Here is a 15,566-nt window from a genome sequence, read left to right as displayed (position 1 = left end):
CCGTCGGTGTGGCGTCAGGCAGAAAGGCCCATCGAGGCTGCCAGTGTCGGCCACGCCTTGCGCAGGTCCTCTTCCCAGTAACCCCACGAGTGGGTGCCGGGCTGATCGAGGTCGGTCACTGCGGGAATCCCGAGTTCAGCGAGGCGGCCGGCAATCTGACGGGTACATTCGCCTGTCGCGGCCTCGATGGCACCGCCGATGACGATCTGGTCCGCCAGGGTGTCGACCTTACCGTCGAGCCGGACGTTGTCCTCGTTGTCGTACTTCCCGGGCAGGCCGGTGCGACTCGAGAGGTAGATCGTCTTGCCGCGGAGTTTGTCGGCGTTGATGTACATGTCGTGCTCGGCCCATAGTGGGTTCTCCGGCTCGCCCCACAGGTTCGTCAGATCGCCCTCGCCGCGGCCCTCGACCACCAGGCTCATGTACGCGCGCCCGAGGTCATCTGTGGTGCGGGCGCAGCCGCTGAACGACGCCGCGCCCTGGTAGAGGTCGGGGTTGAGTGCGGTCAGAAACAATGAGGCGGAGGCGCTCATCGACATACCCATGATGGAGTTGATGCCGTTGGTACCGAGTGCGGCGTCGATCACCGGCGGGAGTTCCTTTGCCAGGAACGTCTCCCACTTGTTGTGGCCGAGCTCCGGGTCGTCCTTGATCCAGTCCGCGTAATAGCTGTATGTGCCACCCCGCGGGGAGACGACGTTGACGTCCTTGTCGGCAAAGAACTCGACGACGTCGGTGGCCGTGAACCATCCCGCTTTCTCGAGAACACCGTGACCGGCGCCGTTGAGCGCGTACAGGGTCGGACGCGGCACACTGCGATCCGCGGGCACGAGAACGTCAAGCGCCTGGATGGACTCCATCGCGGGCGAATAGACGTTGACGACCCAATGTTGGTCGGTGAGGGTTTCGATGCTGGTGATGTGGGCCGCCTGGCCGGTGTCTCCGTCCGCAGACGCGGCACTGGTGCCGAGTGTCGTAGCGGTGAGAGCGATCAGCGACGTGAGGGCAAGAGCCCGCAGTGTGGTGGAGATGCGCATCGAGGTGGTTCAGCCTTTCAAAGTGTCCGGTGCATTTTCGCGCACGGGACCCCACCCCCCTGAGCAGAGAATGTAGCCGACGTCCCCACCGGCCGCGCGGCGTGGTCCGAGATATCAATTGGCCCGCGGCTGTTCGCATTTGCTTCGACTACCGAACGAAGGTGTAGCGCCTCCCCCGCGACGGTGCCGAAACCGCGTACCGTGCGAAATCGATGAACTAGGCGAACCGATCAAAGGGGCTCGGAGCAGACATGAACATCGCAACAACAACTGGCCATCAAAATGTCTCGATTTTGGGGATCGGCGCGTACCGCCCGAAACGGGTTGTCACGAACGACGAAGTGTGCGAGACCCTCGACTCGAGCGACGAATGGATCTTCGAACGCAGCGGTATCCGGAGCCGTCGCTGGATCAGCGGGGACGAGACCGCCCGGTCGATGGCCGTCGCGGCGGCCGATCGGGCCATCACGAACAGCGGTATCGACCGCAGCGACATCGGCGCACTGATACTGGCGACCGGTAGCTGGAAGACGAAGATCCCCCACGGCGGGCCCGTGGTCGCACTCGATCTCGGGATCAACGGGATCCCGGCCTTCGACGTCGCATCCGGCTGCGGCGGTTTCGGCTACGGACTCGGCCTGGCGACCGACATGATCCGGTCCGGATCAGCCGAGCATGTTCTGGTGATCGGGGTCGAGACGATGTCGGTGGTGATGGACCCCACCGACCGCGACACCGCCTTCATCTTCGGCGACGGAGCGGGCGCGGTGGTTGTCGGGCCGAGTGAGGAGAACGGCATCTCCCCGACCGTCTGGGGCAGCGACGGCGAGAACAGCGATGCCATCTCGCAGAACTACGACATCCCCGAATACATGAACCGCGCCGAAGAGTTCCAGTCGAAGGACCCCGAGACCGACCCGATCGGACGAATGGTTGTCGAGATGCAGGGCAGTCGCGTATTCCGCTGGGCGGCAATCACTTTGCCGAAGGCACTCGGCAAGGTCCTCGAACAGTCCGGGGTGGCAAAGGAAGACGTCGAGATCTTCATCCCGCATCAGGCAAATGCCCGGATCAATACGCTGATGAAGGCGAATCTCGGTCTGCCCGATGATGTTCCGATCGCCAACGACATCGAGACCACCGGTAACACCTCGGCCGCCTCGATCCCATTGGCGATCGAGGAGATGTTGGTGTCCGGCAAGGCCAAAGGCGGCCAGACGGCCCTACTCCTCGGCTTCGGCGCCGGACTGAGCTACGCCGGCCAGGTCGTCACCCTGCCCCCCGCACCGATCGAGGCCAGCTTCTAGCCACCATCAGTCCGACTTGTCGCCACCCGCTTCACTGCGAACCTTGATCTGGGTGGCCCGCTCGGCCACAAGCCAGTCAGGCATCTCGGCCAGGAGGGCGTTGATCTGCGCGGTGGTCAGCGCCTCGGTGATGTCGTGGCGCACCAGAGCGCCCTTCGAGATCCCGAGTTTCATGGCAACAAGGTTTTTTGGGTGGGGTCCATTGATGCGCAGATCACGCAACCAATCCGGTGGATCCGCCTGCAGCGCTTCGAGTTCGGCACGGGTGATGACACCCTCCTGGAACTCGGCGGGTGTCGCCGGCAGGTACACGTCCAACTTCTTGGCGGCGGTTGCCGGCTTCATCGACTGCGAACTCATACGCCAAGACTATCGGGCGGTAGCCTTTGGGCGTGACCACACCTGACAACGCCTCCTCATTTCGGCTGGCTTACGTGCCTGGTGTGACACCCAGCAAGTGGGTTCGGACCTGGAGTGAACGACGTCCGCGGGTCCGGCTCGAACTCGTCGCAATCGATGTCGCCGGATGCGCCGATGCCATCCGCGACGGGCAGGTACAGATGGCGATCACCCGCCTTCCCGATGCCCTGCACCACCGCGACCCTGGACCGCACCACACCATCGAGCTCTACGAGGAGACGACGGTCGTGGTCTTGCCGAAGGACCACCTCCTGACCGCAGGCGACGAGGTCGGCGTCGACGACCTCGCCGACGAACAACTGCTGTGGCCGCTCGACGAGCCTCTGGCGGTATCGCAACGGCCGGGAACAGCGGTGGAACATCGACCGGAAACCACCGGCGACGCAATGGAACTCGTCGCGGCGGGCACCGGCGTCCTCCTGGTCCCGCAATCCCTGGCCCGACTGCATCATCGCAAGGATCTCGTCTATCGTCCGATGACCGACGCACCGACCGGATCAGTCGGCCTGCTGTGGCCGGCCCCGACCTCTGATCTCGCCGACGAATTCATCGGCATCGTGCGTGGACGCAAGGCCACGTCGTCGCGGGGAGACTCCGCCCCAGCTCCAAAGCGCTCGGCGAAGGAAAAGACAGCCGCCAAACAAGCCCGTCGAGAAGCCGCCGGGAAGACCCCGGGCAAGAACCGTCGCAAATAACCGCCGGCTCAATCGGCGTACTCGACGACCAGCGGTGCATGGTCGGAGAGCCGAAGCTCCGGCTTGGATTCCTTGTCGACCGACACCCGACGGGCTGATCGAGCCAGGCCCGGGGTGGCCAGCTGATGGTCGACGCGCCAGCCGACGTCCTTGACGAACGACGCCCCCGCCCAACTCCACCAGGTGAGCGGACCCGGGACGTCGCCGTGCAGCGTGCGCACCACATCGACCAGCCGACGCGGTCCGGTGATCTCGGCGAACCAGGCTCGCTCTTCGGGCAGGAAGCCTTCCATCTTGCGGGCGGCGCGCCAGTTCGTGACGTCGTGCTCCAGGGGCGCGACGTTGAGGTCGCCGAGCAGTAAGAATTCCCGCCCTGCCTGCCGAGCGGCGAGTCGGTTTCGCTGGAGCTCGCGGGCGAATCCGGCCAGGAACCGTTGTTTGCGGGCATATTTGAGGCCACCGTCGGGCTGCTCACGCATCGATCCGGAACGCTGGAGCTCGGCAGGCAGCCCACCCTTGGGAAGGTAGAGGTTGCCGACCGTCACCGGACGATCGGCCAGATCGACCTCGATGTAGCGGCCCTCGACGGCGAACGCCGACAGCCCCCGGGCTTTCGGCGGATGCGTCATCCAGGTCCGCACCGCCACCGGTTCGCGCCGGGTCAGAATCGCCACACCGTTGCGTCCCGGGATCGAACCGACGTCGATCGACGCGATGTGGTCACCGAAGTCGCCGACGTCGTCGATGCCGCACCGAAGTTCCTGCAGGCCCACCACGTCCGGGCCGCGCGCCGCCAGCCAATCATCGAAGCCGCGGCGGCGGGCCGCTCGGATGCCGTTGACATTGAACGAGGCGACGGTGAAACCACCGGTGGGTGTCACTTACGCCTCCTCGGTCATTTCGGCCCGATACGAAAAACACCCCACCTGTGTGAACAGGTGGGGCATTTTTGGCGGAAGCGGAGGGATTTGAACCCCCGGTGGTTTCACCCACGCTCGCTTTCAAGGCGAGTGCATTCGGCCGCTCTGCCACGCTTCCTTCGACACAGAGCCTACTTCACGCGGGCCGCAGGGTTGTCACGGAGCCACCTGTCGACTTTCGTGAAGGTCGTCGTCATGGCGTCGCGCTCGTGATCTTCGAGGTGATCGAGCAGGTAGGTCCGCACTGCGACAACGTGTCCCTTGGCGGCCTCGTGGAGTTTGAGCCGGCCCGGTTCGGTGATCCGACAGACCCGATTGCGCTGGTCCTTGTCGTGGCCTTTGGCCATCCGTTCCACCCAGCCGTTCTCGGCCATCCGATCCACGCGCCTGGAGATGGTGCTCTTGGAGCTCAACGCGCCGTCGGCGAGGTCGCTCATCCGCATGCTGTCCGTCTCCGACAACAGCACCAGGATGCGGTAGTCGGAAAACGTGAGACCCGCGGATTCGACGAGGGAGTCGTTGATCGCATCGAACAAACGTTGGGATCCGTTCATGAACGATCGCCACGCCAGCTGCTCGGAGTCGTCGAGCCAGGGCACAGCGCTATCGTCTGTCATTTCTCTCCCGGGTATTCGGCTTTTGGCTCAACCAATGCCAGGAATAAGCGCGTTTACAGAAAGGACCCTACCTGCAATGAATTTCGCGACATGCGGACACCACGTGGCTGTTCGCGGCCCTGCCGGGTAAAGGTAGATGATGACCTCCATGCGCGCAGTCAACGTGACCGAACCCGGCCCCGCCGAGAACCTCTTTGTGGCCGACATCGACAAACCCCGCCCGGGTCCGGGAGAGGTGCTGATCAAAGTCGCCGCAGCCGGAATCAACCGAGCTGACCTGCTACAGCGGCAGGGTTTCTATCCGCCGCCCCCCGGTGCGAGCGAGATCATCGGCATGGAGGTCTCCGGGACCATCGACGAACTCGGCTCCGACGTGGCGGGATGGACCATCGGCACGGACGTCTGCGCACTGATCGCGGGCGGTGGCTACGCCGAATACGTTGCCGTCGCGGCCGAACATCTCTTGCCGATACCCGCCGGGGTGGAGGTGATCGAAGCCGCAGCCCTCCCCGAGGTCGCCTGCACCGTGCTCTCCAACCTCAAGCGGACCGCTCACCTGGCACCCGGCGAACTCGTCTTGCTGCACGGCGGCGGAAGTGGCATCGGTACCCACGGCATCCAGTGGGCCAAGGCGCTGGGCGCAACGGTTGCGGTGACCGCGGGTTCGGACGCGAAGCTCGAATTGTGCCGCGACCTCGGCGCCGACATCACCATCAACTACAACACCGACGACTTCGTCCAGGTGATCAAGGATCATGGTGGCGCCGACGTGATCCTCGACATCGTGGGCGCAAAGTACTTGGACCGCAACGTGTCTGCGCTGACCGACGACGGACGGCTGGTGATCATCGGCATGCAGGGCGGCGCCAAGGCCGAACTGGACATCGGCGCACTTCTGCGCAAGCGCGGTACCGTCCATGCCACTGCACTACGCGGCCGCACACGTTCCGACAAAGCCGCCATCGTCGCCGACACGATCGCGACCACGTGGCCGCTGATCGCCGATGGACGGGTCAAACCCGTTGTCGGAGCGACTTTTCCCCTCGCACAAGCAGGCGAAGCGCACACACTGCTGGAGTCGGGCCAGGTTTCCGGAAAGATTCTGCTGACGCTCTGAGATCCCCCTGAGATCGTCCCCCGCAGGGGTACCCAACGGCAATATGCCCTCGGCACCCTCTCTCGGGGTCGATCTCGGGGACCGTCAGCCGAGAGACCCGAGTGTGCGCACCAGCTGGTCGATTTCGTAGGGCGTTGTGTACGGCCCCAGGCCGATGGTCACCGCACCACCGACATCGCCCACGCCGATGCCGCTCAGCACCCGGCTGTTCACGTCGGCGAGTGCGCAGATCCCGTTGTCGGCCAACCGCCGAACCACTTTGTCCGCGGTCACGCCGGACACCGTGAAGCTGACAGCCGGTATCCGGACGTCGGCCGATCCGATCAGATTCACCAGGTTGAGCTGTCCCAGCGATCGCAGCAAATAGTGCAGCAATCTCTGTGAGTACTCGCTCAGCGCGGTCATCGACGTCACCAGCCGCTCACGTCTGGTGCCGGTGGCCGCCTCGTCGAGGCCGGCCAGATGCTCGATCGATGCGACCAGTCCGGCCAGCAGCGCGTGTTGATGTCCGTCGATCTCGAGCCGAGCCGGACCGTGGGCATCAGGGTCGAGCGACATCGACCTCAGCCGGGACAACATTTCGGGTTCGCGGAACACCAGCGCGGCCGTGGCGGGCCCACCCCAGCGGTCGGCGGACACCACCAGGACGTCCGCACCGAGCTTCTCGATGTCGAGCACTGTGTACGCCGCGGCACTGGTCGCATCGACAACAACCAGTCCGTCGATCGCATGGACGGCCGTGGCCGCAGTGGCGACGTCGACCATCGAACCGATCGTCGACGACGCCAGTGGCATTGCCACGACGCTCGTGGATCGGCTCACCAAGCCCTCGTACTGCCACACCGGCAGTTCGCCGTTCTCGATATCGACCTCGGCCCACCGGACCTTGGCACCGAACCGATCGGCCGCACGCAGCCACGGCAGCACGTTCGCCTCGTCGTCGAGCCGGCTGACCACCACTTCCGATCCGAGCCACACCCGCGTGTTGAGACTCTCGGCGAGCACGTTGAGCAGATGTCCGCGAGACGGTCCGAGCACCACTCCGCGAGGATCTCCGCCGACCAGATCGGCCACTGCCTGCCGCGCGGCGTCGATGATCCCCGCCGACTTACGGGCGGCCGGATAGATGCCGCCCGGCTGCGAGACCAGCGAACGAAAGCCCTTGGAGACCGTCGTCGCAACCGAATCCGGGATCTGCATACCGGCCTGCGGATCGAGGTGGATCCAACCATCACCGAGCGACGGGAACAGCCCCCGAACGCGGGCAACGTCATAAGCCATGGCAGTCACCATAGACGGTCGGTGCAACACCGCAATCCACTTGCCGGGGCTGCTTCATGCAATCACCACGCATATCTGGACAATGGACGAATGACCGATGAGAATTTCGACCACGGTTCGACTCCGAATGACGACGACCAGATCGTTGTGGTGCCCAGCGGCGGTTCGGAACACGACGGCGGCGACCATCAGGGTGTGGCAGATCTTGTCGAGCAACCCGCGAAGGTCATGCGGATCGGGACCATGATCAAGCAGCTCCTGGAGGAGGTCCGGGCAGCACCTCTCGACGACGCCAGCCGCGCCCGCCTCAAAGACATCCACCGGTCGTCGATCGTCGAACTCGAAGACGGACTGGCACCGGAGCTCCGCGAGGAACTCGAACGACTGGCGCTGCCGTTCACCGACGAGGCAATCCCGTCCGATGCCGAATTGCGGATCGCGCAGGCCCAACTCGTCGGCTGGCTCGAAGGGCTGTTCCACGGAATCCAGACCGCGCTGTTCGCGCAGCAGATGGCTGCGCGCGCCCAACTCGAACAGATGCGTCAGGGTCAGCTCCCCCCACCGGAAGCCTTCGGCAGCGGCGGAGCCGGCCATCACGGTGTGAGCGGGACCGGGCAGTACCTCTAGCAGTTGAACGCACCCGGCGCCTGCGGGTGAGGCAGGCGCCGGGGCAGATTTTGTTACCGACAGCGCACGAACGGTGCGGTCACTCCCCGGAGAGATCCGCGGACAGGTCCGCGACCTCGACACCTTCGGGAATGCGGACTTCTTCGATGGGCTCGGGGCGGTCGTCGAACTCCAGCTTGAGTGCACGGCAGATGGTGGCGTGCATGTCGTACATGCAGGTGATGTAAGTCAGCTCCATGATCTCCACGTCGGAGAGGTGCGCCTGCAGCACGGCGAAAACGCCGTCGGAGGTTCGGCCACCGTCGTACACGAGCGAATCGGTGTAGGCGAGAACCGCGCGTTCGAGCTCGGTGAACTCGTCGGACACCTGCCACGCCGGCAGCGCCGCGATCTTGCTCTCGGACATGCCGAGCGAACGCATCTGCTTGCAGTGCTGGGAGAAGACGAACTGGCTGCCGCGCGCGTAGCCGGCCCGGCCCTGTCCGAGCTCCCGCAGCAGCGGGTCGAGCTTGGCATTGCGATACAGCGAGAAGCCGCGCACAGCGTGCCGGAACACCTCGGGCGACTGTGCAAACACCGTCCACCAGTCACCGGGGGTGGCGTGGATGGTGCCGTGATCGACGGCGGGATCCTTGTCCGGACCGAACAACCGGTCGTAGAAGAAGAGGATCTTCTCGTCGGTGACCTCGGCGCGGGGGACCTCACGAAGACGGGGCATATCGATTCCTCTCGAAAAGGTGTCAGAGCTCGGAACGGACTTTGCGATCGGCTGCGGTCTTCGGCTCGTGCGCGACGTCGGCCTCGGTGAATTCCCGTGTCCAGCTGGCGAACTCGAGCAGCACACCGTCCGGGTCCATGAAGTAGAAGGACCGCACGAAGGTACCCGGGTGAATCTTGCGGGACACGCCGGCCGGACTGTCGTCGTGGTTGAGGATCCGGCTGACCTTGATGCCCTCGGCCTTCATCCGCTCGTAGTACTCGTCGAACTTCTCCAGTGGGACCTGGAAAGCGACGTGGTTCATCGAGCCGATCGCGCTGGCGAGCTCGCCCTCGTCGGGCAGGCCCTTCGGTGCCGCGACACCGGGGGCGGCATCCGGCGAGTCGGAAAGCCAGAAGAACGCGATGCTGTTGCCGCCACCGCAATCGAAGAAGAAGTGCTGCCCGAGATCACCGGGCAGGTCGAGCGTCTTGATCAGTGGCATACCGAGGACGCCGGAGTAGAAGTCGATCGTGCGCTTCATATCTGAGCACACGAGCGCAAGATGATTGATACCGCGAAACTCATACTTGGGTTCAGGGGCGTTCATGGTGGTCCTTTCGGCGCTGCGGGCCGGGCGGCTCAGCAAGAAATGACTTGACAGTCATGTCATGTTCATCAATAGTGTGACTGTGGCCAAAGCATCTGTCAACAGCCCATCGGGACCCGCGTCAGTCGAGACGCTGACGACTCGCGGCCGCAAGACGCGCGATGCCCTCCTGGACGCGGCGCGCACGGTATTCGAGGACGTCGGGTTTCCCGAAGCGCGCGTGGAGTTGATCACCGCTGCGGCCCAAGTCTCCTACGGCACGTTCTACCGGTATTTCGAGTCGAAGGAAGACGTCTTCCGGGTGCTCAGCGACCAGCTGTTCGAGGACATCCACCACCGCGGCCCCAGCGACAGCACGTTGTCGCCCGCCCAACGTCTCATCGCCGCCAACCGGACGTACTACCAGGCGTATCGACGCAATGCCCGGCTGATGGCCATCGTCGAGCAGGTCGCGACCTTCAACGACGACTTCCGCCGGCTACGTCACGACCACCGCCACCAACTGATCGATCGCCAGGCGCGCGCGATAGCCCGGTGGCAGCAGGAAGGGCTGGTCCGGCAGTCGCTCGATCCCGAGATGGCGGCCCGGGCCATGTCCGCCATGGTCGATCACACCCTGTACCTGTGGCTCGTCCAAGGCGACGAGGCGAACGAAGCCCTACTGCTCGACACGCTGGACCAGATGTGTCTCGGCGCGCTCGGCCTGGACCAGGACTGATCACCAACCTTTCCCTGGAGGAGAAGAGTTTCCCGATGAAGGACACCGCAGCATGAACGACATTGCCGATCGGTTCTTTGCCGCCGTCTGTAGCGGTGACGCAGCAACATTGACCGATCTCTACGCGCCGGATGCAAAGATCTGGCACAACGACGACGGGATCGAGGAGACCGTCGCGGAGAATCTCCGGGTGCTGCGCTGGCTCTCCCGCACGCTGGAGAACCTGCGGTATGAGGATATCCGTCGCTACGAGTTGCCCGAAGGTTTTGCGCAGCAGCACGTCCTGCGCGCGGATCTGCCCGGCCACGGCCCCATCGAGGTACCGGCGAGCCTGTTCGTGAAGGTGATCGACGGACGGATCACCCGCATCGACGAGTACGCCGACTCCGCGGCCATCCGCCCATTGCGGGAAACCGCTGCAGCACGTCTGGAGCAGAGCCGATGACCGCGAACCAACCCCAGGGCCACGTCGCCGAACTGTGCGCGAAGATGCGCACGTTCATCGACGACGAGGTGATCCCGGCCGAGCCGGTGCTGTCCCGCGCCGACGAGGACGCACACCAGCAGTTGAATGTGTTGCGCTCTCGCGCAAAAGAACTCGGCCTCTGGGCGCTCGGGCACCCGGCCGACATCGGCGGCGGTGGTGTTCCATTCCTCGACTTCGTCTACCTGAACGAGGTCATCGGCCGGTCCGAGTACGGACAGTTGGCCGTCGGGTCGGTGTCGATGCAGGACTCGCTGATGCTGCGCAAGCACGGCACCGAGGAGCAGCAGCGGCGCTGGATTCCGCCGATCGTTGCCGGCGAGTTCCTGCCGTCGGTCGCGCTCACCGAACCGGATGCGGCCGGATCGGATCCCACCCTGATCGAGACCCGCGCCGAACTCGACGGTGACTCCTGGGTGATCAACGGCCACAAGTGGTTTACCACCGCTGTCGCTGACGCCGGATACTGCAGCGTGTTCGCACGCACCGAACCCGAGTCCACCCCGAAGCATTCGCGGATCAGTGCGATCATCGTGCCGACCGACACACCGGGATTCGAGATCGTCCGGGCAATCCCGACGATGGGCCACGATCCCAGCGATCACTACGAGGTCAAGCTCACCAATGTTCGTGTGCCCGCGGCCAACCTCCTCGGCGAACGCGGCAAGGGCTTCATCGTCGCCCAGGACCGGCTCGGACCCGGCCGGATCTTCCATTCGATGCGCTGGCTCGGCCAGGCACAGCGCGCTTTCGAGCTGATGTGCGAGCGGGCCAATACCCGCTACGCGCACGGTTCGTTGCTCGCCGAGAAGGGCGAAATCCACCGCTACATCGCCGAATCCGCAGCCGAGATCCAGGCTGCCCGCCTGATGACACTGGACGCGGCGCGTGTGATGGATGCCGGTGACGACGCCCGCGTGCAGATCGGTCTGATCAAGTTCTGGGGGGCGCGGATGCTGCACAACGTCGTCGACCGCGCCATCCAGGTATACGGCGCAGCCGGCCTGACCGCCGACACGCCGCTCGAAGGCATGTACCGGCGGGCGCGCTACGCCCGCATCTACGACGGACCCGACGAGGTGCACCGCATGTCGACCGCACGCCGGCTCCTGCGCGACCCGAATGCAGCGCCATGGCGGTGAACAACGGGACCCCCACTCTCGGCGACGGAATCGGCGAGGTGCTCAGCGCGGCACTGGGTTACGAACTGACCGTCGGCGAGCCACGCCAGCTCACCGGTGGCGCCAGTCGCCAGACGTGGGCGGTGGACGTACACGATGCGCAGGGCCGCAGTATCCCGGTGGTCCTGCGCCGCGACCCGCCCGGGCAGGGCGACGCGGACCGGATGCGCGGCGAGGCAGCATGTCTGCGGGCCGCGGCCGCCGCCGGCGTGCCGGTACCCGCCCTGCTCGCAGCCGGCGACACCGCGCCCGGAATCGACGCCCCCTACCTGGTGATGGACAAGGTGGAGGGCGAAGCGCTGCCGCGACGACTGCAGCGCGACCCCGAATTCGCGCAGGTGCGTGAGCATCTCGCCGAGGACATGGGTTACGCGATCGGCCTGATCCACCGCGTCGACACCACGAGCCTGGCAATGCTCGATTCGACCGATCCCGTCGATGCGATCGAAACCGTCTACCGCGACCTGAACGAGCCCCGGCCCACCGTCGAGGTCGGCCTGCGGTGGCTGCGGGCGAATCGGCCGGAGAAACGCCCGGATACCCTGGTGCACGGCGACTTCCGGATCGGCAACCTCCTCATCGACGGCACCGGCATCACCGCAGTCCTGGACTGGGAACTCGCCCATCTCGGTGATCCGATCGAGGACCTGGGCTGGCTCTGTGTCCGCGCCTGGCGCTTCGGCGCCGCTGCTCCGGTTGCCGGGATCGGCACCCGCGAGCAGTTGCTCGACGGCTACCAGCGCGCCACCGGTGTCCGGCCCTCAGCGGCCGAACTGCACTGGTGGGAAACCTTTGCCACGCTGAAGTGGTTGGTACTGAGTCGTTTTCAGGCAGAGCGGCACCTCGGTGGGGCCGAGTATTCGCTGGAGTTGGCTGCGATCGGACGCCGGGTCTGTGAATCCGAGTACGACCTGCTGCTGATACTCGACCTGCTCGACGAGACCGCCACACCCGCATCCGTCGCACCGCGTCCGACGCTGCACGACCGCCCCGAGCTCGCGGAAATCTTTGACCTGGTCTCCAAAACGCTCACAGACGACATTGCGCCTGCCCTCGACGGGCACGATCGCGAGCGCTACCTGATCCGGATCACCGCGAACCTGCTGCGCATCGCAGCCCGGCAAGTCGCCGCCGGTGATGGTGCCGACATCGCATTGGAAGAACTGCTCAGAGCCGTCGGAGCCGCATCCGAAACCAACCTCGCGCGGCTGCTGCGTTCAGGGATTGTCTCCTACACCGACCCCACCGTGTGCCGTGCCATCTCGACGGCTGTCCTGGCCCGACTGCGGGTGGCGAATCCACGCCATCTCATCGCCTGATTCGAAAGCAACCACATGTCAGATCTGCTCCACACCCCGTCCGCGGTTCGGCCCCGACTACGCCAACTGATCGAGTCCGGCCGGCCCGTGCTCGCTCCCGGTGCGTACGACGCCCTTTCCGAGCGGCTGGTCGAGGCCGCCGGCTTCGGCGCCGCGTACATGACCGGATTCGGTACCGCCGCTTCCCTGCTCGGCCGGCCTGACGTCGGTCTGCTCACCGCCACCGAGATGGCCGACAATGCCCGCCGGATGGCGTCGGCGATCGATCTACCGTTGATCGCGGACGCGGACACCGGATATGGCAATCCCATCAACGTGATTCGGACCGTGCGCGACTACGAGCGCGCCGGGGTTGCGGCAATCCAGCTCGAGGATCAGGTGGCTCCCAAGCGGTGCGGGCACATGGCGGGCAAGGCCGTGATCCCGGTCGGCGAGATGGTGGCCAAGCTCGAGGCCGCGCGAGCCGCGCGCACGGACCCGGACTTCCTGATCATCGCCCGGACCGATGCCGCCGCCGTCGACGGGATCGGTGCCGCCATCGACCGGGCGCAGCGATACGCCGATGCCGGTGCGGATCTGCTGTTCGTCGAGGCGCCCAACAACATCGACGAGGTGCAGGAGATCGCGACCCGGCTGGCCGGCCACCGGCTGGTGTTCAACTGGGTCGAGGGCGGCCGCACTCCCCCGCTGTCACGCGAGCAGCTCGCCGAGCTCGGTTTCGCACTCGTGCTGTTCCCGATCGGCGCACTCCTGGCCGCCACCCGCTCGATCCAGGACTTCTTCGCGACGATCATGCGCGACGGGACTCCGGCGGCGGCCATGGACGGGTTGCCGGCATTCGACGAGTTCACCGGTTTCATGGGCCTCCCCGAGATCAACGAGCTCGGTCAGCGGTTCGCCGACCGCTGACCCCGGCCCGCTTCGGGCAAACAAAAAGGGCCCGGGATATCCCGGGCCCTTCTCGTGTCCGCTATGCCGGTGTGGTCGCCAGCTGGTCGCGAATGTCGCGCTTGAGGACCTTGCCCATGACGTTGCGGGGCAACGTATCGACGAACACCACGCGACGGGGCACCTGGAACCCGCCGAGGTGATCGCGGCAGGTGGCGATGATGTCGTCGGCGGTTGCGTCGGCGCCCTCACGAAGAACCACGACGGCACAGACGACTTCGCCCCACGTCTCGTCCTTGACACCGATTGCCGCCGCCTCGGCGACCGACGGGTGACGGTAGAGCGCCTGTTCGACCGCCAGCGAGGCGACGTTCTCGCCGCCGCTGATGATCAGGTCCTTCATGCGGTCGACGATGTAGACGAACCCCTCCTCGTCCTGACGCACGAGGTCACCGGTGTGGAACCAGCCGTCGGTGAAGGCGGCCGCGGTGGACTGCGGATCACGCCAGTACCCCGACATCACCTGATCGCCGCGCACGATCATCTCGCCGACCTGGCCGAGCGGGACATCGCGCATCTCTTCATCGACGATGCGAATGTCCGCCAACCGCATCGGCTTTCCGGCCGCGGCCAGCAGCCCGGTCTCGCCATCGGCCGCCCGCCGGTGTGCCTCCTGGTTGAAATGCAGCACATTTCCGGCCAGTTCGGTCATACCCATGCCCTGGTAGAAGTCGACGCCGAGGCGCTCGAGTCCCTCGCGGAGAACGGCTGCGGGAATGGCCGAGGAGCCGTACCCGATCGCCTCGAGTGTGCCGAGATCGTAGTCGGCCAGTGCCGGATCCTTGAGCAGGAAGTTGATCATCGTGGGCGCCAGACCGGTCTGGGTGACCTTCCACTCCTGCACCAGCCGCAGGAAGGTCGCATTGTCGTAGGCACGAACGATGCCGACCGTGCTGCCGACCATGTGGTTGAGCAACGTGACGTAGCCACCGACATGGCACAACGGGAAGCAGAACAGGAAGACCGTGTTGTCGGGCAGTGCCCACTCGAGTGCCGAAGACGTGATGCCGCTGACCAGATTGCGGTGGCTGATCATCACGCCCTTGGGCATCCCGGTGGTGCCGCTGGTGTACACCATCCACGCGATATCTTCCGGACTCGGCGCCGCGGCAGGTGGTTCGGCGGAAGCTCCGTCGACGAAGGCATCCCAGGATGTGGCTTCGTCCGTTCCGCCGATGACGACGACCTTCTGCACCGTCGGGATCCGGTCGCGGATCTCGCCGACCACATCCGCGAACTCCGCGCTCACGATCAGCACCCTCGCCTCGGAATTCTGGATGAGCGAGGCGATCTGGTCGGCATGGAGCCGGAAGTTGAGGATTGTCAACGCCATTCCGGCCATCGGAACCCCGTAGTAGCAATCGAAGTACTCGGTGCAGTTGGTCGACAGGATCGCGACCCGATCGCAGGGTTGTGCGACCGTCAGCAGAGTGTTGGCGAGACGGCGGCTGCGGTCGCGCAGTTCCGCGTAGCTGACGGTCTGGTCCTCGAAGCGCAGAGCGATGCGGTCCGGGTGTTTACGAGCGCCGTACTCGACGATGTCGCTGACGAGCATGCGAATTCTCCTAGGATCGATAACTTTTCAGGG

The 15,566-nt window shown here is 65.2% G+C and carries 17 protein-coding genes and 1 tRNA gene; 9 read left to right on the top strand and 9 right to left on the bottom strand.

From position 1 onward, the window contains the following. Positions 1-14: 14 nt before the first annotated feature. Positions 15-1,037, bottom strand: a complete 1,023-nt coding sequence (locus H290_RS0109555; RefSeq protein ID WP_020106575.1) for an alpha/beta hydrolase family protein — start codon at positions 1,035-1,037, stop codon at positions 15-17. A 251-nt stretch (positions 1,038-1,288) separates the two neighbouring features. On the opposite strand from H290_RS0109555, the gene H290_RS0109550 reads away from it, so the two are divergent. Next, positions 1,289-2,344, top strand: coding sequence for a beta-ketoacyl-ACP synthase 3 (locus H290_RS0109550; RefSeq protein WP_020106574.1), 1,056 nt, complete (start codon positions 1,289-1,291; stop codon positions 2,342-2,344). 6 nt (positions 2,345-2,350) lie between these two features. On the opposite strand, the gene H290_RS0109545 is transcribed toward H290_RS0109550, so the two are convergent. Then, positions 2,351-2,689, bottom strand: a complete 339-nt coding sequence (locus H290_RS0109545; RefSeq protein ID WP_028462994.1) for a DUF5997 family protein — start codon at positions 2,687-2,689, stop codon at positions 2,351-2,353. A gap of 41 nt (positions 2,690-2,730) precedes the next feature. Between H290_RS0109545 and H290_RS0109540 the strand changes: the two genes are divergently transcribed. Beyond that, positions 2,731-3,459 (top strand): LysR family substrate-binding domain-containing protein, encoded by a 729-nt coding sequence (locus H290_RS0109540; RefSeq protein WP_028462993.1) that lies wholly within the window; start codon positions 2,731-2,733, stop codon positions 3,457-3,459. A gap of 8 nt (positions 3,460-3,467) precedes the next feature. On the opposite strand, the gene H290_RS0109535 is transcribed toward H290_RS0109540, so the two are convergent. From H290_RS0109535 to H290_RS0109525, 3 genes are all read right to left on the bottom strand, one after another. Continuing rightward, on the bottom strand, positions 3,468-4,340 hold the full coding sequence (locus H290_RS0109535) for an exodeoxyribonuclease III (protein WP_020106571.1): 873 nt from the start codon (positions 4,338-4,340) through the stop codon (positions 3,468-3,470). A 69-nt stretch (positions 4,341-4,409) separates the two neighbouring features. Beyond that, positions 4,410-4,497: transfer RNA gene (locus H290_RS0109530), tRNA-Ser, on the bottom strand. A gap of 13 nt (positions 4,498-4,510) precedes the next feature. Beyond that, entirely contained in the window at positions 4,511-4,996 is a 486-nt protein-coding gene (locus H290_RS0109525) for a MarR family winged helix-turn-helix transcriptional regulator (protein ID WP_020106570.1), read from the bottom strand. 148 nt (positions 4,997-5,144) lie between these two features. Here H290_RS0109525 and H290_RS0109520 point away from each other — a divergent pair, with 148 nt between their 5' ends. Next, complete coding sequence (locus H290_RS0109520) at positions 5,145-6,113, top strand: NAD(P)H-quinone oxidoreductase (protein ID WP_028462992.1); 969 nt, start codon at positions 5,145-5,147, stop codon at positions 6,111-6,113. Positions 6,114-6,197: 84 nt separating this feature from the next. Here H290_RS0109520 and H290_RS0109515 read toward each other — a convergent pair whose 3' ends face one another. Continuing rightward, on the bottom strand, positions 6,198-7,394 hold the full coding sequence (locus H290_RS0109515; protein WP_020106568.1) for a cysteine desulfurase-like protein: 1,197 nt from the start codon (positions 7,392-7,394) through the stop codon (positions 6,198-6,200). Between the two features lie 90 nt (positions 7,395-7,484). Between H290_RS0109515 and H290_RS0109510 the strand changes: the two genes are divergently transcribed. Further along, entirely contained in the window at positions 7,485-8,021 is a 537-nt protein-coding gene (locus H290_RS0109510; protein ID WP_020106567.1) for a bacterial proteasome activator family protein, read from the top strand. Between the two features lie 79 nt (positions 8,022-8,100). On the opposite strand, the gene H290_RS0109505 is transcribed toward H290_RS0109510, so the two are convergent. Together H290_RS0109505 and H290_RS0109500 are read right to left on the bottom strand one after the other, a co-directional pair. Continuing rightward, positions 8,101-8,739, bottom strand: coding sequence for a carboxymuconolactone decarboxylase family protein (locus H290_RS0109505; RefSeq protein ID WP_020106566.1), 639 nt, complete (start codon positions 8,737-8,739; stop codon positions 8,101-8,103). Between the two features lie 22 nt (positions 8,740-8,761). Further along, positions 8,762-9,328: a VOC family protein gene (locus H290_RS0109500; protein ID WP_028462991.1), complete on the bottom strand. Its 567-nt coding sequence runs from the start codon at positions 9,326-9,328 to the stop codon at positions 8,762-8,764. Positions 9,329-9,410: 82 nt separating this feature from the next. On the opposite strand from H290_RS0109500, the gene H290_RS0109495 reads away from it, so the two are divergent. The 5 genes from H290_RS0109495 to H290_RS0109475 are packed head-to-tail and all read left to right on the top strand — an operon-like array spanning position 9,411 to position 13,939. Then, entirely contained in the window at positions 9,411-10,046 is a 636-nt protein-coding gene (locus tag H290_RS0109495; RefSeq protein ID WP_036518545.1) for a TetR/AcrR family transcriptional regulator, read from the top strand. A 52-nt stretch (positions 10,047-10,098) separates the two neighbouring features. Continuing rightward, positions 10,099-10,491, top strand: a complete 393-nt coding sequence (locus H290_RS0109490) for a nuclear transport factor 2 family protein (protein ID WP_020106563.1) — start codon at positions 10,099-10,101, stop codon at positions 10,489-10,491. Beyond that, the gene (locus tag H290_RS0109485) at positions 10,488-11,672 is read left to right on the top strand and encodes an acyl-CoA dehydrogenase family protein (RefSeq protein ID WP_020106562.1); all 1,185 of its coding nucleotides are present in this window, start codon (positions 10,488-10,490) and stop codon (positions 11,670-11,672) included. Before H290_RS0109490 ends, H290_RS0109485 begins: the two co-directional genes overlap by 4 nt. Then, on the top strand, positions 11,663-13,030 hold the full coding sequence (locus H290_RS0109480) for a phosphotransferase family protein (protein ID WP_020106561.1): 1,368 nt from the start codon (positions 11,663-11,665) through the stop codon (positions 13,028-13,030). The genes H290_RS0109485 and H290_RS0109480 overlap by 10 nt, the downstream gene beginning before the upstream one ends. A gap of 15 nt (positions 13,031-13,045) precedes the next feature. Beyond that, positions 13,046-13,939 carry an oxaloacetate decarboxylase gene (locus tag H290_RS0109475; protein WP_020106560.1) on the top strand — a complete coding sequence of 298 codons (894 nt, stop codon included), beginning with the start codon at positions 13,046-13,048 and terminating at the stop codon, positions 13,937-13,939. A gap of 61 nt (positions 13,940-14,000) precedes the next feature. On the opposite strand, the gene H290_RS0109470 is transcribed toward H290_RS0109475, so the two are convergent. After that, complete coding sequence (locus tag H290_RS0109470; RefSeq protein ID WP_020106559.1) at positions 14,001-15,533, bottom strand: long-chain-fatty-acid--CoA ligase; 1,533 nt, start codon at positions 15,531-15,533, stop codon at positions 14,001-14,003. Positions 15,534-15,566 lie beyond the last annotated feature (33 nt).

The organism is Nocardia sp. 348MFTsu5.1, assembly GCF_000383535.1.
Classification (GTDB): Bacteria; Actinomycetota; Actinomycetes; order Mycobacteriales; family Mycobacteriaceae; genus Williamsia; species Williamsia faeni.
The sequence above is the reverse complement of the archived record's forward strand: the minus strand, read 5'-3'. Positions and strand labels throughout refer to the sequence as shown.

Bases quoted from the DNA above. Each gene is read 5' to 3' on its own strand.
- H290_RS0109500 (WP_028462991.1), bottom strand. From the start codon at position 9,328: ATGAACGCCCCTGAACCCAAGTATGAGTTTCGCGGTATCAATCATCTT.
- H290_RS0109555 (WP_020106575.1), bottom strand. From the start codon at position 1,037: ATGCGCATCTCCACCACACTGCGGGCTCTTGCCCTCACGTCGCTGATC.
- H290_RS0109485 (WP_020106562.1), top strand. From the start codon at position 10,488: ATGACCGCGAACCAACCCCAGGGCCACGTCGCCGAACTGTGCGCGAAG.
- H290_RS0109525 (WP_020106570.1), bottom strand. From the start codon at position 4,996: ATGACAGACGATAGCGCTGTGCCCTGGCTCGACGACTCCGAGCAGCTG.
- H290_RS0109475 (WP_020106560.1), top strand. From the start codon at position 13,046: ATGTCAGATCTGCTCCACACCCCGTCCGCGGTTCGGCCCCGACTACGC.
- H290_RS0109505 (WP_020106566.1), bottom strand. From the start codon at position 8,739: ATGCCCCGTCTTCGTGAGGTCCCCCGCGCCGAGGTCACCGACGAGAAG.
- H290_RS0109510 (WP_020106567.1), top strand. From the start codon at position 7,485: ATGACCGATGAGAATTTCGACCACGGTTCGACTCCGAATGACGACGAC.
- H290_RS0109490 (WP_020106563.1), top strand. From the start codon at position 10,099: ATGAACGACATTGCCGATCGGTTCTTTGCCGCCGTCTGTAGCGGTGAC.
- H290_RS0109515 (WP_020106568.1), bottom strand. From the start codon at position 7,394: ATGGCTTATGACGTTGCCCGCGTTCGGGGGCTGTTCCCGTCGCTCGGT.
- H290_RS0109550 (WP_020106574.1), top strand. From the start codon at position 1,289: ATGAACATCGCAACAACAACTGGCCATCAAAATGTCTCGATTTTGGGG.
- H290_RS0109470 (WP_020106559.1), bottom strand. From the start codon at position 15,533: ATGCTCGTCAGCGACATCGTCGAGTACGGCGCTCGTAAACACCCGGAC.
- H290_RS0109545 (WP_028462994.1), bottom strand. From the start codon at position 2,689: ATGAAGCCGGCAACCGCCGCCAAGAAGTTGGACGTGTACCTGCCGGCG.
- H290_RS0109480 (WP_020106561.1), top strand. From the start codon at position 11,663: ATGGCGGTGAACAACGGGACCCCCACTCTCGGCGACGGAATCGGCGAG.
- H290_RS0109520 (WP_028462992.1), top strand. From the start codon at position 5,145: ATGCGCGCAGTCAACGTGACCGAACCCGGCCCCGCCGAGAACCTCTTT.